At 67.1% G+C, this 18,787-nt stretch carries 17 protein-coding genes; 9 read left to right on the top strand and 8 right to left on the bottom strand.

Annotated elements, in window-relative coordinates:
- Positions 1 to 38: 38 nt before the first annotated feature.
- The 3 genes from ACJH7A_RS17230 (at position 39) to ACJH7A_RS17240 (ending at position 2,864) form a co-directional block, all read left to right on the top strand.
- Complete coding sequence (locus ACJH7A_RS17230) at positions 39 to 431, top strand: DUF2752 domain-containing protein (protein ID WP_073694238.1); 393 nt, start codon at positions 39 to 41, stop codon at positions 429 to 431.
- A 111-nt stretch (positions 432 to 542) separates the two neighbouring features.
- Positions 543 to 1,961 carry a pyruvate kinase gene (gene pyk / locus ACJH7A_RS17235; protein WP_073694239.1) on the top strand — a complete coding sequence of 473 codons (1,419 nt, stop codon included), beginning with the start codon at positions 543 to 545 and terminating at the stop codon, positions 1,959 to 1,961.
- A gap of 42 nt (positions 1,962 to 2,003) precedes the next feature.
- Entirely contained in the window at positions 2,004 to 2,864 is an 861-nt protein-coding gene (locus ACJH7A_RS17240; protein WP_073694240.1) for an acyl-CoA thioesterase II, read from the top strand.
- 15 nt (positions 2,865 to 2,879) lie between these two features.
- Here the strand turns inward: ACJH7A_RS17240 and ACJH7A_RS17245 are convergent, their stop codons facing one another.
- The 6 genes from ACJH7A_RS17245 to ACJH7A_RS17270 all read right to left on the bottom strand — a co-directional run bounded on the left by ACJH7A_RS17245 (position 2,880) and on the right by ACJH7A_RS17270 (position 9,737).
- Positions 2,880 to 3,332 carry a DUF4190 domain-containing protein gene (locus ACJH7A_RS17245; RefSeq protein WP_073694241.1) on the bottom strand — a complete coding sequence of 151 codons (453 nt, stop codon included), beginning with the start codon at positions 3,330 to 3,332 and terminating at the stop codon, positions 2,880 to 2,882.
- The gene (locus tag ACJH7A_RS17250; protein ID WP_073694242.1) at positions 3,329 to 4,855 is read right to left on the bottom strand and encodes an ATP-binding cassette domain-containing protein; all 1,527 of its coding nucleotides are present in this window, start codon (positions 4,853 to 4,855) and stop codon (positions 3,329 to 3,331) included. Before ACJH7A_RS17250 ends, ACJH7A_RS17245 begins: the two co-directional genes overlap by 4 nt.
- On the bottom strand, positions 4,842 to 6,449 hold the full coding sequence (gene cydD, locus ACJH7A_RS17255) for a thiol reductant ABC exporter subunit CydD (RefSeq protein WP_083611965.1): 1,608 nt from the start codon (positions 6,447 to 6,449) through the stop codon (positions 4,842 to 4,844). The genes ACJH7A_RS17250 and cydD overlap by 14 nt, the downstream gene beginning before the upstream one ends.
- A 23-nt stretch (positions 6,450 to 6,472) precedes the next feature.
- Entirely contained in the window at positions 6,473 to 7,528 is a 1,056-nt protein-coding gene (gene cydB, locus ACJH7A_RS17260) for a cytochrome d ubiquinol oxidase subunit II (protein ID WP_073694243.1), read from the bottom strand.
- 12 nt (positions 7,529 to 7,540) lie between these two features.
- Positions 7,541 to 8,989, bottom strand: coding sequence for a cytochrome ubiquinol oxidase subunit I (locus ACJH7A_RS17265; protein WP_073694244.1), 1,449 nt, complete (start codon positions 8,987 to 8,989; stop codon positions 7,541 to 7,543).
- Between the two features lie 142 nt (positions 8,990 to 9,131).
- Positions 9,132 to 9,737: an HdeD family acid-resistance protein gene (locus ACJH7A_RS17270; RefSeq protein ID WP_406802421.1), complete on the bottom strand. Its 606-nt coding sequence runs from the start codon at positions 9,735 to 9,737 to the stop codon at positions 9,132 to 9,134.
- 150 nt (positions 9,738 to 9,887) lie between these two features.
- On the opposite strand from ACJH7A_RS17270, the gene ACJH7A_RS17275 reads away from it, so the two are divergent.
- From ACJH7A_RS17275 to ACJH7A_RS17295, 5 genes are read left to right on the top strand one after another with little or no spacing between them, the layout of a single operon-like run.
- A complete protein-coding gene (locus ACJH7A_RS17275; protein WP_073694246.1) occupies positions 9,888 to 10,808 on the top strand; it encodes an ABC transporter substrate-binding protein in 921 nt (306 codons plus the stop codon).
- The gene (locus tag ACJH7A_RS17280) at positions 10,792 to 11,745 is read left to right on the top strand and encodes an amino acid ABC transporter permease (protein WP_406802409.1); all 954 of its coding nucleotides are present in this window, start codon (positions 10,792 to 10,794) and stop codon (positions 11,743 to 11,745) included. Before ACJH7A_RS17275 ends, ACJH7A_RS17280 begins: the two co-directional genes overlap by 17 nt.
- Before the next feature lie 5 nt (positions 11,746 to 11,750).
- A complete protein-coding gene (locus ACJH7A_RS17285) occupies positions 11,751 to 12,503 on the top strand; it encodes an amino acid ABC transporter ATP-binding protein (protein WP_406802422.1) in 753 nt (250 codons plus the stop codon).
- Complete coding sequence (macS, locus tag ACJH7A_RS17290) at positions 12,503 to 13,660, top strand: MacS family sensor histidine kinase (protein ID WP_406802410.1); 1,158 nt, start codon at positions 12,503 to 12,505, stop codon at positions 13,658 to 13,660. Before ACJH7A_RS17285 ends, macS begins: the two co-directional genes overlap by 1 nt.
- The gene (locus tag ACJH7A_RS17295; RefSeq protein WP_406802411.1) at positions 13,653 to 14,300 is read left to right on the top strand and encodes a response regulator; all 648 of its coding nucleotides are present in this window, start codon (positions 13,653 to 13,655) and stop codon (positions 14,298 to 14,300) included. The genes macS and ACJH7A_RS17295 overlap by 8 nt, the downstream gene beginning before the upstream one ends.
- On the opposite strand, the gene ACJH7A_RS17300 is transcribed toward ACJH7A_RS17295, so the two are convergent.
- Complete coding sequence (locus ACJH7A_RS17300) at positions 14,273 to 15,637, bottom strand: adenylate/guanylate cyclase domain-containing protein (RefSeq protein ID WP_406802412.1); 1,365 nt, start codon at positions 15,635 to 15,637, stop codon at positions 14,273 to 14,275. The two genes, ACJH7A_RS17295 and ACJH7A_RS17300, sit on opposite strands and share 28 nt — an antisense overlap.
- Before the next feature lie 580 nt (positions 15,638 to 16,217).
- Here ACJH7A_RS17300 and ACJH7A_RS17305 point away from each other — a divergent pair.
- Positions 16,218 to 18,182, top strand: a complete 1,965-nt coding sequence (locus tag ACJH7A_RS17305; protein WP_406802413.1) for a cellulase family glycosylhydrolase — start codon at positions 16,218 to 16,220, stop codon at positions 18,180 to 18,182.
- Positions 18,183 to 18,245: 63 nt separating this feature from the next.
- On the opposite strand, the gene ACJH7A_RS17310 is transcribed toward ACJH7A_RS17305, so the two are convergent.
- Positions 18,246 to 18,785 carry a hypothetical protein gene (locus ACJH7A_RS17310; protein ID WP_406776207.1) on the bottom strand — a complete coding sequence of 180 codons (540 nt, stop codon included), beginning with the start codon at positions 18,783 to 18,785 and terminating at the stop codon, positions 18,246 to 18,248.
- Positions 18,786 to 18,787: the final 2 nt, after the last annotated feature.

The raw sequence follows: 18,787 nt of genomic DNA on the forward strand, positions 1-18,787 counted from the left end.
AAATCGGCGATCGGTCCACCGCCGGGCATCATGGACTCATGACGTCGGCCGGCAGGGGAGCACGTGTGGCGGCGGTGGCCGGCACCGGCCTCGTGTCCGCGGCCGCGCTGACCTATACCGGGCTGGTCGATCCGCACCGCCCCGGATTCGGCTTTCCCCCGTGCCCGTTCAAGGCGGCGACCGGCTGGAACTGCCCACTGTGCGGTGGTCTGCGGATGACTCACGACGTCCTCCACGGCGACTTTGCGGCCGCGGTGGTCGACAACGTGTTCGCGCTCGTCGGCCTGCCGCTGCTCATGGCGTGGCTGGTGGTGTGCTGGCGACGTCGGTTGTCGGTGACGCCGCCCTTGGTGACGGCGCTCGTGGCGATGGTGGTGTGGACGGTGGTCCGCAACCTGCCGGGTTTCCCGCTGGTGCCGACGTTCAGCTAGCTCCGGACACCTTTGGACACCACGCGGTAACTCCGCATTCGACGGATATTGATGTGCCGACGGTCCTCCCGGCGGGCCGTTTTCTGAATCGATCAACTATGCTCATGCACTGTGAATAGGCGCGGAAAAATCGTCTGTACCCTCGGCCCGGCTACCTCCACCGATGAGGGCGTAAGGGCCCTGGTGGAAGCTGGGATGGATGTGGCGCGGCTGAACTTCAGCCATGGTGCGCACGCCGACCATGAGGTGGCCTACAAGCGCGTGCGCGCGGCCTCCGATGCCGCCGGCCGTGCCGTCGGCATCCTCGCGGACCTGCAGGGCCCGAAGATCCGGCTCGGTCGCTTCGCCGACGGGCCCACCGAATGGCGCACCGGCGAGACGGTGCGGATCACCGTTGACGACTGCGAAGGCACCCATGACCGGGTGTCGACCACCTACAAGCAGCTGGCCGAGGACGCCGTCGCCGGTGACCGCCTGCTGGTGGACGACGGCAAGGTCGGCCTGGTGGTCGACAAGATCGACGGCAACGACGTCGTCTGCACCGTCACCGAAGGTGGTCCGGTCAGCAACAACAAGGGCCTGTCGCTGCCCGGGATGAACGTGTCGGTGCCGGCGCTGTCCGAGAAGGACATCGACGATCTGAGGTTCGCTCTGAAGCTCGGCGTCGACCTGGTCGCGCTGTCTTTCGTCCGGTCGCCCGCCGACATCGAACTCGTGCACGAGGTGATGGACGAGGTGGGCCGCCGGGTGCCCGTGATCGCCAAGCTCGAGAAGCCCGAAGCCGTCGCCAACCTCGAGGCGATCGTCCTGGCGTTCGACGCCGTCATGGTCGCCCGCGGTGACCTGGGCGTCGAACTGCCGCTCGAAGAAGTTCCGCTGGTCCAGAAGCGCGCCATCCAGATGGCGCGGGAGAACGCCAAGCCGGTCATCGTGGCCACGCAGATGCTCGAGTCGATGATCGAGAACTCCCGGCCCACCCGGGCTGAGGCCTCGGACGTCGCCAACGCGATTCTCGACGGCGCCGACGCCGTGATGCTCTCCGGTGAGACGTCGGTCGGCAAGTACGCGCTCGAGGCCGTGCGGACCATGGCGCGCATCGTGAAAGCCGTCGAGGCCAACTCCACGGCCGCTCCGCCGTTGACCCACGTGCCGCGCACCAAGCGTGGCGTCATCTCCTATGCGGCCCGCGACATCGGCGAGCGGCTGGACGCCAAGGCCCTGGTTGCGTTCACGCAGTCGGGCGACACCGTGCGCCGGTTGTCCCGCCTGCACACGCCACTGCCGCTGCTGGCGTTCACCGACCTGCCCGAGGTGCGCAGCCAGCTGGCACTGACCTGGGGCACCGAGACGTTCATCGTGCCGCAGATGGACAGCACCGACGGCATGATCCAAGAGGTCGACAAGGCGCTGCTGGAGCTGGACCGCTACAAGCGCGGTGACCTTGTGGTCATCGTCGCAGGCGCGCCTCCGGGCACAGTAGGCTCGACCAACCTGATCCACGTGCACCGGATCGGGGAGGAAGATCACTAGCACGCCGGGGCGAGCGAAGCGACGGGAAAGAGACGGCAACGCGTGACGACTGCGGATTTCGAGGAACTGCTCAAGATTCTCGACGTCACCCAGGTCGACGACGACACCTTCACCGGTGGTCATCCCAGCCGGAACCCGGTCCGCACCTTCGGCGGTCAGATGATGGCGCAGGCGTTCGTCGCCGCCAGCCGTACCGTGCCGCCGAAGTTGCCGCCGACGACGCTCTCGACGCACTTCATCGCCGGCGGTGACCCGGAGCGCGACCTGGAGTTCAAAGTGGTCCGGTTGCGCGACGAGCGACGGTTCGCCAACCGCCGGGTCGACGTCATGCAGGGTGACACGCTCCTGGCGACGGCGCTGGTGTCACACCTGGCCGGCGGCAAGAGCCTGGAGCATGCCGTCAAGGCGCCGGTGGTGCCGGATCCGTTGTCGCTGCCCACGATTGACGACCTGCTGAAGGGCTACGAGCAAACCGTCCCGCTCTTCGTCGAGGCGCTCAAGCCCATCGAATGGCGCTACACCAACGACCCGGCCTGGGTGATGCGGGACAAGGGCGGCAAGCTCGACCACAACCGCGTGTGGCTCAAGACCATGGGCGCCATGCCGGACGAGCAGGTGCTGCACGCCGCGGCACTGGTGTACTCGTCGGACACGACGTTGCTGGACTCGATCATCACCACCCACGGGCTGTCGTGGGGCCACGACCGGATTTTCGCGGTCACCATGAACCACACCGTGTGGTTCCACCGGCCCATCAAGTTCGACGAGTGGGTGCTGTATTCGACGACGTCACCGGTGGCCGCCGATTCCCGGGGCCTGGCCTCCGGCCATTTCTTCGATCGCTCCGGTCAGGTGCTGGCGACGGTCACTCAGGAAGGCATCGTCAAACACTTTCCGGGCTGACGGTTTTGGGCGGGGTCAGTTGACCTTGACCCCGAACTCCTTCTCGATGCGGCTCCTGAAGTCCTGGACGCAGGTGCTCTGGGCGTTCTGGTCCTGCCCGGCGCGGGTCATGCAGTCGGCGTAGTCGCCGAACCCGACCTGACGGTAGAAACCGATCGCGACGAAGACGAACACCACGGCCAGCACCGTCGCCAGTGCACCGAGCGCGATGCCCGCGCCGGCCACCACGCCGTTGTCGGCGAGGCCCTGCTTGACCCGGCTGCGGCCGACGACGCCGCACGCCACCGCGCCGAGTCCGAACAGCAGCCCACCGATCACCGACCACGACGTCAGTAGTCCCACGATGCCGAGGACCAACGCGGTGGTGCCCATGCCATTGCGGGGCGCCGCTGTGTACGGCCCGTATCCCTGACTGGCGTAGGGCGGCGGTGGCGGCGGGGGATACCCGCCACCGGGATACATGCTCATGACCCCGCAGGGTACCCGTCGTTGCTGGAGTCCAGGTCCAGCACCGCACAGTCCAGGTGCGCCGGTAGGTGGTGCGTGGCCACCACCACCGCGCGGTCGGGGCCGAACAATGCACCGGGAGTGAGGAGTTCGGCGAGCAGGCGGTGGCTGTCGGTGGCATCGAGGTGTTCGGTCGGCTCGTCGAGCAGCACCACAGGGAAGTCGGTGAGCAGAGCGCGGGCGAGCAACAGTCGTCGACGCTGACCGGCGGAGACCGCGGCGGCGCCGCCGTCGAGCAGGGTGGACAACCCGTCGGGCAGTGTCGCCAGCCACGGTCCGAGGCCGACCTGGTGCAGCGCGGTGGTGAGCTCCTCGTCGGTGGCGTCGCCGCGGGCCACCAGGAGGTTGTCCCGCAGCGTGGTGTCGAAGAGGTGCGCGTCTTCGGCGAAAAACCCTGCCGGTGAACCGGTTACGCGGTGGTGGTCGGCCGTGGCCAGCAGCAGCGTGGTCTTGCCGCGGCCACTGGCGCCCAGCACGGCAATGCGGTCGCCGGCACTCACCTGCAGGGGCGAGACGGCGGTGAGCACGCGGTCCGTCGGTTCATCGGCCAGCATCCCCGTCAGTCGCTGCAGGGCGATGTGGGCCCGGGTCAGTTGCACTGCCGCAGCGGGCAGCGCGCCGGTCGCTTCGAACGCCGACAACGGCAGCAGCATGAGGATCGCCAGCGTCGTGGGTGCGACGGCGCCGGCCAGCGAGACGGCCGCGATCACCGCGGCGATCGCGCTGGCGCCGGTGGCGAGGATCGGGACCGCGGCCGCCATTGCGGCAGGTCGGGCGGCGCGGTCGACGGCGTCGCCCCAACGACGGTGGTCCGCGCCGGCTTGCGCGATGACGTCGGTCAGCCGCCCGGACACGGCCAGTTCGGCGGCATGGTCCAGGGCCAGCATGACGGACCCGTCGCGACCCGAATGATGCGCTGCGGCAAGGTTCTCGGAGGCCTGGGCGGCGCGGGCCGCCTGCCACGGTGCCCACACGCCGGCGACCACCAATCCGGCGGCCAGGACGAGGGCCGCCGCGGGGGAGATGACGGCGATGACGACCACCGCGGCCGTCGACAACACCGTCGCCACGGCGATCGGCAGCACCGAGCGCGCCAGGGTGTCGGCCAGGTCGTCGACGGAAGCACCTGCGCGCGAGACCAATTCGCCGCTGCTCAGCCGCAGTACGGTCGCCGGCGGTGCCGCGCACAGGCGCCGGTAGAGCTCGGTACGGGCGTGGCCCGCGGCCCGCAGCGCCACGTCGTGTGACGCCAGCCGCTCGCAATAGCCCAGCACCCCACGGGAAATGCCGAACAGCCGCACCGCCACCACCGCGACGGTCAATTCCAGAATCGGCGGACGCTCCCAGGCCCGGGTGATCAACCACGCCGACACCCCGGCCAGGGCGAGTGCGCTGCCGAGCGCCGCCGACCCGAGGAAGACGGCGAGGGCCAGACGGGTGAGCCGGGGCCGGAGCAGGTCGATCGCGAATCTAACTGTGGACACGGGACGCACCTCCCGTCTGGACGATCTCGTCACCGACGGCCAGCACGGCGGCCCGGTGTCCGACGACGATGACGGAGGCGCCGGCTGCAGCGCGGGCCCGGACCGCTTGGAGGACGCGGATTTCCAGTTCGGCGTTCAGATGTGAGGTCGGTTCGTCGAGCAGCAGCACCGGGGTACGACGGCCCAGCACCCGGGCCAGCGCCAGCCGCTGCCGTTGGCCCAGCGACAGCCCGGAGCCACCGCGGCCCAGCACGGTGTCGAGTCCGGCGGGCAGGGTCGCCAGCACCTCGTCGAATCCCGCTGCGCGACAAGCGTCGTCGAGGTCGGGGAGGGCGCCGAGCAGTTCGAGGTTCTCCCGCACGGTGCCCGGGATCAGTACCGGCCGTTGCGGCAGCCAGCCGATCTGCTGCCACCAGTGCGCCCGGTCCAGCGCGCTGACCTCACGCCCATCGATCAGCACCCGGCCCGCGTCGGGCGTCGTCAACCCCAGGATCGCCTGCAGCGCCGTGCTTTTCCCACTGCCGTTGGGGCCCGTCAGCACCGTCACCGAACCCGGTGCGGCCCGCAGCGTCAGATTGTGCGGGGCCGGTCCGTCCCGGCCGTCGATGCTGACGTGCTCGAGGGCGATGGTCGGCTGCGCTCCGACGCGCCCGGTGCCGGATTCCGGCTGCGCCGCGGTGTCGAGCAGTCGGTAGGCCTGGCCGAAGGCGACCTTCCCGTCCTGCGCCGCATGGAATTCCACGCCGACACGGCGCAGCGGCCAGAACACCTCCGGTGCCAGCAGCAGCACGGTCAGCGCGACGGGCAGGGTGACGCCGCCGCTGACCAGTCGCAGGCCGACACCGACGGCGACCAGCGCCACCCCGAGGGTCGCCAGCAGTTCCAGAACCAGGGCGGACAGGAACGCGATACGCAGGGTCGCCAGGGCCGAATGCCGGTGTGCGTCAGACAGTTCGGTGATGCGGGGCGCGGCGCCGTCGGCGCGGTCGAGGGCGCGCAGGGTCGGAATCCCCGCGATCAGGTCGAGTAGCCGCGACTGCAGGGTCGCCATGGCGGCCAGCGCGGCCGCCGACCGTTCCGTCGTCATGACGCCGATCAGCACCATGAACAGCGGGATCAGCGGCAGCGCGATCAGCACGACCGCAGCGGATTTCACGTCATACCAGGCGATCAGCATCACCGCGGCCGGGGTCAGCAGCACCGACATGACCACTGCGGGCAGGTAGCGGGTGAAGTACGGCCGCAGCCCGTCCAGGCCGCGGGTGAGCAGGATCGCGGCCTCGTCGCGCACGGCCTGCCGCCGGTGCGGCGGTAGCGCGGTCACGGCCGTCAGGACCTGGGCGTCGAGATCGGCGATCATCGCGGTCGCGCCGTGCTGGCTCAGCCTGGCCTGCCACCACTGGGCGCCTGCCCGCAGCGTCCACAGGGCAGCGAGTGCCACCAGTTGCGGCGCCCAGTGCGACAGCGGGGCAGGACGGGTGATGACTCCGGCCACTGTCTGCGCGGTCAATACCGCCGCCGCGAGAGCGGCGCCGGTGATGACGGCCCCGCTACCGACCGTCGCGGCCAGGTGCCGCCGCAGGCCGGCGGTCATGCGGGGATTGGTCGACGATCGGGTCAGTGCGGCGCGCCGTTCCGGGACAAGCCGATGGATGCGGGAATGTGCTCGGCCGAAATCCGTTGCCGGAACACCCAGTACGTCCAGCCCTGGTAGCACATCACCAGCGGGGTGAGCAGCAGTGCGGCCCAGGTCATCACCTTCAGGGTGTAGGGCGTCGACGACGCGTTATGGATGGTCAGGCTCCACGCCGGATTGAGGCTCGACGGAACGAGATTCGGGTACAGGCAGCTGAACAGCAGTACGACCACGGCGGCGACGACCACGGCGGTCGCCGCGAAGGCCCAACCGTCGGCGCGGCGCGTCCACACCAGGCGGACGGCGGAAAGTTGCGCCACCACAGCGATTCCCAACGCGATCCAGGTCACGTCGTTGCCGTATGCCACCTGCGTCCAGATGCCGAACGCGGCCACGATCACCGTCACCGGAACGGTCAGCCTGGTGGCGAAGTGGCGGGCGTCATCATGCACGGCCCCTTCGGTTTTCAGCGTGACGAACACCGCGCCGTGGAAGGCGAACAGGCTGGCCGTGGCGATGCCGCCGAGTAGCGAGTACGGGTTCAGCACATCGCCGAAGGACAGGTGAATCTGGTGGTGGGCGTCGACTGGCAGGCCGCGCAGGATGGAGGCGAAGGCCACGCCCCACAGCACGGCCGGCAGCCACGATCCCATGGCGATGCCGATGTCGGCCCACCGGCGCCACTGCGGGTCGTCGATCTTGCCGCGCCATTCGATGGCGCACACCCGCACGATCATGCCGACCAGGATCGCCAGCAGTGGCAGGTAGAGACCGGAGAACAGGGTGGCATACATACCGGGGAAGGCCGCGAACATCGCCGCGCCCGCGGTGATGATCCAGACCTCGTTGCCGTCCCAGATCGGGCCGATGGTGTTCAGGGCCGCGCGGCGGTGCTGTTCCGGGTCGCCCTTCACGGCGCTGTCGGTGCGGCCGAAGAATTCCATCAGCATGCCGACGCCGAAGTCGAAGCCCTCCAGGACGAAGAAGCCCACGAAGAGCACGGCCAGGATGATGAACCAGAGGTGCTGGAGTGTCATGGCTCCCCCTTCCTAGTACGCGAACGACAGGGGCGCGACGTCGTCGCTACCGGGTGGGGTGGGCGGTGTCGGCTCGGCGTCGTGCTCCAGCGGCCCTTCGAGCGTGTAGCGGCGCAGCAGCCAGAACCAGATGGCGGCCAGCAGTGCGTACAGCGCGGTGAAGGTGATCAGCGAGATCCAGACCGTGCCCGCGCTGTGGTCCGACACACCCTGCCGGATGGTGAGGTGCAGGTTCGGGTCGCCTGTCGGGTTGGTGGCGACCACCCAGGGTTGCCGGCCCATCTCGGTGAAGACCCAGCCGGCACTGTTGGCCAGGAACGGCATGGGCAGCGTCACCAGCGCGAAGAGGCTCAGCCAGCGCTGGGTGGGGATCCGGCCCTTGCGGGTCAGCCACAGCGTGGTGAGGGCGAAAAGTCCTGGGAAGGCCAGCAATCCGATCATCATGCGGAACGACCAGTAGGTGACGAACAGGTTGGGTCGGTAGTCGCCCGGGCCGTATTTGGCCACATATTCGTTCTGCAGATCCTGCACGCCTTCGAGGCGGACGCCCTCGAACTTGCTCTCGGCCAGGAAGGGCAACACGTACGGCACCTCGATGACGTGCATGACGCTGTCGCAGTTGTTGTGGGTACCGATGGTCAGCACCGAGAAATCGGGGTCGGTTTCGGTGTGGCACAACGATTCTGCGGACGCCATCTTCATCGGCTGCTGGACGAACATCAGCTTGCCCTGGATGTCGCCGGTGAGCCCGAGCGAGGCCGCGGCGACCAGTGCGACCCAACAGCCCAGCACGGCAGCGGGCCGGAACATGGTCCGCGATTCTTCGGTGTTGCCACTGCGCACCATCCACCAGGCGCTGATGGCCGCGACGAACGTGGACGCCGTCAGGATCGCGCCGCCGACGGTGTGGGTGAACGCCGCGATGCCGGTGTTGTTGGTCAGCAGCTCCCAGATGCTGGTGAGCTCGGCCCGTCCGGTCTCCGGGTTGTAGTGCGCGCCAACGGGATGCTGCATGAACGAGTTGGCCGAGATGATGAAGAACGCCGACGCGTTCACGCCGAACGCGACGATCCAGATACACGCCAGGTGCACCAGGCGCGGCAGCTTCGTCCAGCCGAAGATCCACAGGCCGATGAAGGTGGATTCGAAGAAGAAAGCGGCCAGGCCCTCGAGGGCCAGGGGAGCGCCGAACACGTCGCCGACGAACCGTGAGTACTCGCTCCAGTTCATGCCGAACTGGAATTCCTGCACGATGCCCGTGGCCACGCCGAGGGCGAAGTTGATCAGGAACAGCTTGCCGAAGAACTTGGTCAGCCGGTACCAGGCCGGATTGCCGGTCACCACCCAGATGGTCTGCATGACGGCCAACAGCGGTGCGAGGCCGATGGTCAGCGGGACCAGGATGAAGTGGTAGACGGTGGTGATCCCGAACTGCCACCGCGATACGTCCAGTGCGTCCATTGAGCCTTCCCCGAGCCGGAGGGATTGGTCTACGACTTACTGTAGTAGTTAAGGCGGGCGGCGGTCTAGACCCGCCGAACAGCGAATTGTGTGGCCAGGCGCACAGGTGCGCCCGGCCACACCAAGCCGACGGTGAGCTGACTCAGGCGTTGGTCGTCGCCTCGTTGATGGCCTTGTCAACAGCCTTGGCGCCCTTGCGGATTCCGAATGCGGTGATCACTTCGGCGACGCCGGTGACCACCAGCCAGATGCCGGTCACCAGGGCCAGGGTGCCGATGGATTCGATGGGCGACCCCAGCACCACGAAGCCCGCGATCAGGCTGATGATGCCGAGAAAGATGTTCCAGCCGCGGCCGGGCAGGCCGGGGTCGCTGATCGCCGACACCGTGGTGGCCACACCGCGGAAGATGAAGCCGATACCGATCCAGATGGCCAGCAGCAGTACGGCATCGCCGATATGACGGAACGCCAGCACCGCGAGCACCAGTGATGCTGCGCCACTGATGAATGCCAGCACCCGGCCGCCGGCCGCGACGTGCAGGCTGAACGCGAACACGACTTGGCCGATGCCGGTGACGAGCAGGTAGGCACCGAAGAAGATGGCCGCCACCGCGACCGAGATGCCGGGCTGGGCCAACACAGCCGCACCGAGTGCCACGGCGAGCAGGCCCGAGATGAGGGCGGATTTCCACAGGTGCTGCAACAGACTTGGTGGAGTTGGGGTCGTCATTGACGCAGTCTCACATATTTGACGCGGGCTTCGCAGAGTTAGGACAACCCTGTTTTTCATGGTGGACAACCGTCGATTGGGCCGCTCGACGACCACTGTGCCGATAAGGTTCTCCCAAGTCATGGCAGTTGTGGTCGGGACAGAGTGAAGCAGTAAGGAAGAGGCAACGTGTCAGGTGTCAGTCAGACCGGTCGGGGCACGGCGTGGCGCATTGCGGTGGTGGTGGCTGCCAGTGGCGCATTGGCGCTGTCGGGCTGTACGAAGAACACCGAATCCACCTCGCCCGCATCGAGTTCGTCGGCCGCCCCCGCATCCAAGGTCGAGTCCATCGCCAATACGGTGCCGGAGGCCATCAAGTCCAGCGGCAAGTTGATCGTCGGTGTGAACATCCCGTACGCCCCCAACGAATTCAAGGACCCGAGCGGCAAGATCGTCGGGTTCGACGTCGACCTGATGAACGCCATCGGCCAGACCCTGGGCCTGACCGTCGACTACCGCGAAGAATCGGATTTCTCCAAGATCATCCCGGCGATCCAGGCCGGCACCTACAACGTCGGGATGTCGTCGTTCACCGACAGCAAGCAGCGTGAGCAGCAGGTCGATTTCGTCACGTACTTCTCGGCCGGCAGCTTGTGGGCGCAGCGCCAGGGTGGCCAGATCGACCCGAACAATGCCTGCGGCAAGAAGGTCGCCGTCGAATCGACCACGGTGCAGGACACCGATGAACTCCCCGCCAAGTCCAAGGCCTGCACGGACGCCGGCAAACCGCCGATCGATGTGGTGAAATTCGACAATCAGGACCAGGCTGCCAACGCCGTCGTCGTCGGCCAGGCCGACGCCATGACGGCCGATTCGCCCGTGACGCTGTGGGCCATCAAGCAGGCGGGCGGGAAGCTGGTTCAGGCAGGCGAGGTGTTCGACTCGGCGCCGTACGGCTGGCCGGTGAAGAAGGGCTCTCCGCTGGCGCAGTCGCTGTTGCAGGCGCTGCAGCACCTGATCGACAACGGCACCTACAAGCAGATCGCCGGCAACTGGGGCGTGCAGCCGGGAATGATCGACAAGCCGGTCATCAATGGGGCGACCAGCTGACGTGACATCTGCTGAGTCAACGGCGGGCCCGAGCGGTCCCGCCGCCATTCACGCGGTCCCGCTACGGCACCCCTGGCGCTGGGTCGGGGCCGCGGCGATCCTCGTCATCGCCGGCCTGTTCCTCTACGGTGCTGCCACCAATCCCGCCTACGGCTGGGACACCTACCTCAAGTACCTGCTCGACGAGCGGGTGGCCGAGGCGGCGTGGAACACCCTGCAGCTCACCGTCTATGCGATGGCGATCGGCTTGGTGCTCGGTGTCGTCCTGGCCGTCATGCGGCTGTCGCCCAACCCGGTGTTCCGTGCGGTCGCGTGGGGCTATCTGTGGATTTTCCGCGGCACTCCGGTCTACGTGCAGTTGGTGTTCTGGGGCCTGTTCCCGTCGATCTACCAGAACATCCAGATCGGGGTTCCGTTCGGTCCGTCGCTGTTTCACATCCAGCTACAAGGACTTTCGCTGGCCTTCGAGATGGCCTTCATCGGCCTGGGGCTCAACGAAGCGGCCTACATGGCCGAAATCATCCGCGCCGGAATCATCTCCGTCCCGGAAGGCCAGACCGAGGCGTCGGTCGCACTGGGCATGTCGTGGTGGATGACCATGCGCCGCACCGTTCTTCCGCAGGCGATGCGGGTCATCGTGCCGCCCACCGGCAACGAGCTCATCAGCATGCTGAAAACCACATCACTGGTCACGGCCGTGCCGTACACGCTCGAGCTGTACACCCGCACGCGGGACATCTCCGCCGTGATCTTCCAGCCCATCCCGCTGTTGCTGGTTGCCGCCACCTGGTACCTGGTCATCACCAGCGTGCTGATGGTCGGCCAGTTCTACCTGGAGCGCTACTTCTCGCGGGGTGCGTCGCGCAAGCTGACGAGCAAACAGCTCGAGGCCCTTGCCCTGGCGCAGATGGGTGACCACGGAGGTATGCCCGCATGACGCCCATGGTGCGCGCCGAACAGGTGTGTAAGAGCTTCGGTGCCCTCGACGTGCTCAAGGGTGTCTCGCTCGAGGTCGAGCGCGGACAGGTCCTCGTGCTGGTCGGTCCCTCCGGTTCCGGAAAGTCGACGTTCCTGCGGTGTATCAATCACCTGGAACAGGTCAGCGCCGGCCGGTTGTATGTCGATGAGGAGCTGGTCGGGTACCGCGAACGCGGGGGCAAGCTGCACGAACTCCCGCCCAAGGAGGCCGCCCGCCAGCGCCGCGATGTCGGCATGGTCTTCCAGCACTTCAATCTGTTCCCGCACCGGACCGCGCTGGAGAACATCATCGAGGCGCCGGTGCACGTCAAGGGTGTCAAGCGGGATGCGGCGGTGAGTCGTGCGCGGGACCTGCTCGACCAGGTGGGGCTGTCCAGCAAGGCCGATGCCTATCCGGCCCAGTTGTCCGGCGGCCAGCAGCAGCGCGTGGCGATCGCCCGGGCGCTGGCGATGGAGCCCAAGCTGATGCTGTTCGACGAACCGACCTCGGCGCTGGATCCGGAACTGGTCGGAGACGTCCTCGCGGTCATGAAAAAGCTTGCCCAACAGGGCATGACGATGATCGTCGTCACGCACGAGATGGGCTTCGCCCGCGAGGTGGCCGACGAGCTGGTGTTCATGGACGGCGGCGTGGTGGTCGAGCGTGGCGCCCCGCGTGAGGTGATGGCCGACCCGAAACATGAACGCACGAAGGCCTTTCTGTCCAAAGTGATGTAGTGGCTGTGCACCCCGCGTCGAAGGCGGAACCAGAACCGGACCCGGCCGCCCCGCTGTGGCGGGCGGCACAGGGCTTCCGGCTGCTCAGCTGCCTGTACGCCTTGGGTTTTCAGCTCGCGGTCAATGACGATCTGCGACACCCGGCCGTCACGTGGGCGCTGTTCGGGGTCCTCATCGCGTGGAGCCTGGCGTGTGCGGTGGCCTATCTGAAGGGTTTCGGCCGACGGAAGGCCTGGGTGCTGGCCGAGGTGCTGGTCGTCATCCTGCTGGTGTTGTCCACCGAGCTGGTGGCTGCCCCGGCGTGGATAGCCGGCAACCAGTCGTGGCCGACGACGTTGTGGGCCACCAACGCGACGCTGTCCGCGGCCATCCAGCTGGGACCACTGGCCGGAATGGGCGCCGGGCTGCTCGTGACGGCGGCCGGCGCGCTGCTCAAGGGCTACTTCGACCCCAATCTCGGCCGGCAGGCGACGCTCGTCATCGAGTTGGCGGTGGGGCTCGCCGTCGGGATGGCTGCGCAGACCGCGCGCCGTGCGCACGCGGAGTTGCAGCGCGCCATCCGATTGGCGGCGGCGACCGCGGAGCGCGAGCGGCTGTCCCGGCAGGTGCACGACGGCGCCATCCAGGTGCTGGCGCTGGTGGCCCGCAAGGGGCGGGAAATCGGAGGTGCGACAACCGAACTCGCGCAGCTGGCCGGCGAGCAGGAACGGGCGCTGCGCCGACTGGTCAGTTCCGGTCTTGACGAGGCGCCGGGCGGTCTGGTCGACGTCGGGGAGATGCTCCGGGCCCGCGCGGGTGATCGCGTCGCGGTGAGCGTGCCGCCGGACCCGGTGCTGCTCGACGCCGCCGTGGCGGGCGAACTCGATGCCGCGGTCGCCAACGTGCTGGGCAACACGGTCGCACACGCGGGCCCCGAGGCGCGGGCTTACGTCCTCGTCGAGGACCTGGACGGGCAGGTCGTGGTGAGCGTCCGCGACGATGGGGTGGGGATCGCCGACGGACGGTTGGCGCAGGCAGCTGCGGAGGGGCATATGGGTGTGACGAAATCGATTGTGGGACGGCTGGAATCGCTCGGAGGTAAAGCCGAGCTGACGACGTCGCCGGGGGCCGGCACCGAGTGGGAGCTGACGGTGCCCAGGGCGGCCCGTGATGTCTGAGCCTCAGTTGACGGTGATGGTGGTCGATGACCACCCGATCTGGCGGGACGCCGTCGCCCGTGACCTCGAGGACTCGGGCTTCACCGTGGTGGCCACCGCCGACGGTGTGGCCGCCGCGGGCCGGCGGGCCGCGGTGGTCAAGCCCCAGGTGGTGCTGATGGACATGCGGCTGTCCGACGGCAGCGGCGTCGAGGCGACCACGCAGGTGCTGGCGGTCTCACCGGCGAGCCGGGTGCTGGTGCTGTCGGCCTCCGACGAGCGCGACGACGTCCTGGAGGCCGTGAAGGCCGGTGCCACCGGGTATCTGGTGAAGAGCGCCTCCAAGGCCGAGCTGGCCGACGCGGTGCGCGCGACGGGCGAGGGACGCGCGGTGTTCACCCCGGGGCTGGCCGGTCTGGTGCTGGGGGAGCACCGGCGCATGGCCAAGACGCCGGGTGCGGACCCGACTGCCGGCCTGACGGAGCGGGAAACCGAGATCCTGCGGTACGTGGCGAAAGGCTTGACCGCCAAGCAGATTGCCGAACGCCTGACGCTCAGCCACCGCACCGTCGAGAATCACGTGCAGGCGACGTTCCGCAAGCTGCAGGTGGCCAACCGGGTCGAAGCGGCGCGCTATGCCATCGAGCACGGGCTGGACTGAGCGCCGTCGGCTCGGGACGAGCCGGCCGCGGACAGCCGTCCGACCAGATACCAGGTGTGCATCAGTCCTTTGCCCTTGACGTCGATCTCGCCGCGCTCCTCGAATTCGTACGCATGGCGCAGACGTTCATACACGTTGTGCGGCACCTGGATTCGGCCGGCGACGTCGGTGCTCTCCATGCGGGACGCGACGTTCACCGCGTCGCCCCAGACGTCGTAGAAGAACTTGCGTGACCCCACCACACCGGCCACCACGGGGCCGGCGGCGATGCCGATGCGGACCGGGACGGGCCGCCCCTTGGGATCGGTCAGCCCGCGGACCGAATCGGCGAAGTCCAGTGCCAGGCAGGCCAGCGCCTCGAGGTGATCGGCCCGGCCGTGCGGTATCCCGCTGACCACCATGTAGGAGTCACCGCTCGTCTTGACCTTCTCCAGACCGTGCCGGTCGACGAGTGCGTCGAGCCCGGTGTAGAGCGTGTCCAGAAACTGGACCAGATCGGCGGGGGTGGTGTCGCTGGCGCGCTGGGTGTAGCCGGCGATATCGGCGAAAAGTATTGAAGCGTCGTCGAATTTGTCGGCGATCACCGAATGCGCCGGATCCTTGAGTCGCTGCGCGATGGACTCGGGGAGGATGTTCGCCAGCAGCGTCTCGGACCTGAGGTATTCGGCCTGGATGGCGCGCTGGGCGATGGCGTTCTCCCGCAGCACCGACCAGACCGTCGCCATCACGATGAGGCAGGCCGACACCGCGGTGATGACGAACGACACCCGGCTTTCCATCTCGCTCTGCGCTCCGGTGTGCGCCGGGACGGTGAATTCCAGGATGCTCGCGGTGACGATGCCGACGGCGGCGACGGCGGCCGCGAAACCCACATGTTCGAGGCCCACGATCAGCAGTGCGATGGCACCCGCCACCGCGAAATACAACAGAATTCCCGAGCCGGTGCCCACATTGATGGTCACGACGGTCACCGTGGCGTAGGCGATGAGTATGAATGCCGCCGGCGCCACGAGTTCACCGAACCGGTACAGCGTCGGCACGAGCAGGAAGAGCACCGCGCCGGCCAGGTTCACGGCGCCGATCCACATCGTGTAAGGCCCCGTGGTCAACGCCTGCAAGGCGAAGAAGACGCTGAGCACCGCGCCGAGGCGGCTGGTGCGCGTCAGGATTCGGCGACTGCGGGCGACGGTCGGGCTGAGGATGTCGGCGTCGGGGCGAAGGCACTCGCGGACGGTCGCGGTCGGCACGCAGACCGAACGGCGCACGGCAGCGACCAAATCGGCGCTGGCCGGGGTCGCGGCGCCGCCGGAGAGGCGAGCGTCGTCCATGATCGCCATGGACTAAAGGGTAGACGCGCGGGACCGGATTTGGTGCTCGGCTGCGGATACTCCGCTGACGGCGAAACAGCGGGCCGCCCCGGTACCGCCGGCGCGCTGTCCCGGATTGGTTGCGGGACCCATAATGGCCAGTCGCTGTGGCCATTTAGAAGGGCTCGCTGAGTGGGACATTCGTGGGTACTGGGTGTCCCTTCGCCGCCACCGAAAAGTATGTACGGCAGCGATCAATATCAAAATTGCCAAATATTCGACAGTTGCGTCGAATGGCGTTTCTGGTGCACCGGCTGAGGGCATTGAACTGCGTATATACCGGAGAAATGCTTGCTCATGACAATTTTGCAAACCGATATTGATTAGCTGTTAGTGAACATACCAGAGGTATTTAGGACATCTCTATATTTGCCTGTTTTGCATGCTCGGACTATTTCGATCAGATTTCGGATTTGCGCTCAATAAATTGTTGTCGGAGCAGTAAATTAACTGCCACGCGTCGTTGTCGAGGGGCGACGACCAGGGCGGAAAGGGGACTGCGGTGAACCGTCTGGTCCGTGCTCTCATGCTGAGAGTCGTTGTCGTATTGATGCCATTGGCTGTCATCTGCACCTACAGCCACGTGACGCCCGCGCCGACTCGAACGGTCGCGATCGACGTCATACCCACCGCCGAGATCGATGACACGCATTCGACCATCGGCATCGCCGACTCCAGCCTCTACGGACTGTCGCCGGCGGAGATCGACAAGACCCTGACCCAGCTGCAGTCCATCGGGGTGCAGAACATCCGGGTCTTCGTCCCATGGGCATTGATCAAGATGACGGGTCCGAATGATCTTGCGAATGACGCGAACTGGACGCTGATGAACAACGTGATGGACGCCGCGCGCGCCCACAACATGGGTGTGCTGGCGGTCATCAGCCATACCCCGCTGTGGGCGGCGCCGAGTGGGACCACCCCGGGTGCGGGCGCACCCGATCCGGCCGTCTACGCGGACTTCGTGAAGCAGGTGGCCACCCGCTACGGCGACGTCATCTCCGCGTACGAAGTCTGGAACGAGCCCAACAGCTTCACGTTCTTCCAGCCGATGGATGCCGCCAAGTACACCGCCATCCTGAAGGCCGTCTACACCACCCTGAAGGGCGGCGACGGGACCACCGGTGTGGACCCGACGGCCTCGGTCATCGCGGGCGCCCTGGCGCCGATTCAGGACTTCTTCGGACTCACGTCGTCTCCGCAGACCTTCCTGGCCGCAATGTATGCCGCCGGCGCCAAAGGCTTTTTCGACGCGATCTCGTTCCACCCGTACGAGTTCAACCAGGTGCTGAAGTTCTCGCAGGGTGCCTTGAACCCACTCGCGCCGCTGTACCAGCTGCAGCAGATGCGGGCGATCATGGTGCAGAACGGTGACGGCGACAAGCTGATCTGGGCCACCGAGTACGGCTTCCAGACCGTGCTGGACCAACTCGGCGTCGTCGACCCCACGAGCAACCAGAAGCAGGCCGATTTCATCTCGGACTTCATCACTGCCTGGCGGGCGCTGACCTACACCGGCCCGATATTCATCTACACCACCCGTGACGGCACGCCGGGCACGGACACCGGTTACGGCATCTTCCAGGCGGACTGGACGGCGAAGCTGGCGGTGAAGGTGATCTCGGATGCCATCGGTCTTCCGCCGGTCATCGTCTCGCCGATCGTGGCGCTGGCCCAATTGATACAGAAGGCGCTGGCTCAGGCCCAGAAAGCCTTCGCGTCGTTCACCGCATCGCTGCAGACCGCGGTCAACAACGCCGTCAAGGCGTTCCAGAGCCTGCTGGCGGGCATCTTCAAACCCGCTGCGGCGCAACCGAGTACCACCGCGAGCCTGGCATCCGCCGCCGCCTCGATCAGTGCGGACACCCTCTCGGAGGCCAACCGGGCCGCGACGGAGCTGAAGTCTCAGGTGGGTGGTACGAAGGACACCGCCGACCACGTCAAGGCCGGCGACAAGCCCGAGGCGGGTGACGTCAAGGTGGTCGACGCCGTCGAGCACGAAACCGCGGGAGCGGTCGACCCGAAGGCCGTGGAGACCAAGGTCGAGGATCCCAAGACCGAGGATCCCAAGGCTGAAACCCCGAAGGAAGACACCCCGAAGGCAGAGAGCCCGAAGGCCGAGACCCCGAAAGACGAAACTCCGAAGGTCGAAACACCCAAGACGGAGACCCCGAAGGAAGAAACCCCGAAGGAAGAGGCTCCCAAGGCCGAGACGCCCAAGGCGGAAACGCCGAAAGCGGAAACGCCGCAGTCCGATTCGCCTGCGTCGGCAGAGCCGAAGGCCGCGAACGAATCCAAGAAGCCGGCCAAAGACGCTGCGGCCGAGGGCAAGTCGACCGGCGGCAAGGACGGCGACAAGCCGGCCGCCAAGGGTAAGGGCAAGAAGCCGGGCAAGACGAAGAAGCCGGCCTCCGCTGCCAGTGAGCCGTCGAAGCCGACGGGACGGTCGAACAGCGACACCGGTGGCAAGACTTCGCCGGCGGACAGCAAGTCACATCAGCATCAGGGCGCATAGCCCGGGTGCGGACGAGGCCTCCCTGGCGTGTCATGCGCCGGGGAGGCCCTCGGGTTCTACGGCTCAGACCGAATAGATCGGGGCGCCGATCCCGGACATGGTTGCGCGGAGGCGGTGCGCGATATCCCGGTCCAGGGCAACGAGATTCGCGGCGAAGTGCCGGATGTCGGCAGAGTGGTCATCGGCCATCGACTCGCGCGACTCGCGTTCCCGCGCCACGAACCGGTATCTGACCTCGGTCACCGACAGGTCTTCGGAGACGGTGAACTCGTTGGTACGCGCTTCGTCAATTGCGTTGAGCGCCAACCGTTTCACGTCGGACAGCGACGCCGCGCCGGCGTGGGCGATACTCGCGGCGGTCCGTAGTGCGTCGGCCGAGCCACGGACCTTGACCAGGTCGCGCCACGCGATGTCCTGCGCGTTCTCCGCCGCACTGCCTTCCCACGTGGTGCCGCCGGGACGCAGGGTGCCCTGCCAGACGTCGTGGAATGAGTTCTCCCACAGGTCGGCGGTCTTGTTCCACTGCGCGGCGGCGTCGACCAGGTGTTGCACATCCCAATCGGTGATCTGTGCCAGCGTCGGCAACTCGAGTTCGGCCATCATGG

Source organism: Mycobacterium sp. SMC-17 (genome assembly GCF_045310915.1).
Taxonomy (GTDB): domain Bacteria; phylum Actinomycetota; class Actinomycetes; order Mycobacteriales; family Mycobacteriaceae; genus Mycobacterium.

Bases quoted from the DNA above. Each gene is read 5' to 3' on its own strand.
- cydB (WP_073694243.1), bottom strand. From the start codon at position 7,528: ATGACACTCCAGCACCTCTGGTTCATCATCCTGGCCGTGCTCTTCGTG.
- cydD (WP_083611965.1), bottom strand. From the start codon at position 6,449: ATGACCGCCGGCCTGCGGCGGCACCTGGCCGCGACGGTCGGTAGCGGG.
- ACJH7A_RS17295 (WP_406802411.1), top strand. From the start codon at position 13,653: ATGTCTGAGCCTCAGTTGACGGTGATGGTGGTCGATGACCACCCGATC.
- ACJH7A_RS17285 (WP_406802422.1), top strand. From the start codon at position 11,751: ATGGTGCGCGCCGAACAGGTGTGTAAGAGCTTCGGTGCCCTCGACGTG.
- ACJH7A_RS17305 (WP_406802413.1), top strand. From the start codon at position 16,218: ATGCCATTGGCTGTCATCTGCACCTACAGCCACGTGACGCCCGCGCCG.
- ACJH7A_RS17245 (WP_073694241.1), bottom strand. From the start codon at position 3,332: ATGAGCATGTATCCCGGTGGCGGGTATCCCCCGCCGCCACCGCCGCCC.
- ACJH7A_RS17310 (WP_406776207.1), bottom strand. From the start codon at position 18,785: ATGATGGCCGAACTCGAGTTGCCGACGCTGGCACAGATCACCGATTGG.
- ACJH7A_RS17230 (WP_073694238.1), top strand. From the start codon at position 39: ATGACGTCGGCCGGCAGGGGAGCACGTGTGGCGGCGGTGGCCGGCACC.
- ACJH7A_RS17280 (WP_406802409.1), top strand. From the start codon at position 10,792: ATGGGGCGACCAGCTGACGTGACATCTGCTGAGTCAACGGCGGGCCCG.
- ACJH7A_RS17300 (WP_406802412.1), bottom strand. From the start codon at position 15,637: ATGGCGATCATGGACGACGCTCGCCTCTCCGGCGGCGCCGCGACCCCG.
- ACJH7A_RS17265 (WP_073694244.1), bottom strand. From the start codon at position 8,989: ATGGACGCACTGGACGTATCGCGGTGGCAGTTCGGGATCACCACCGTC.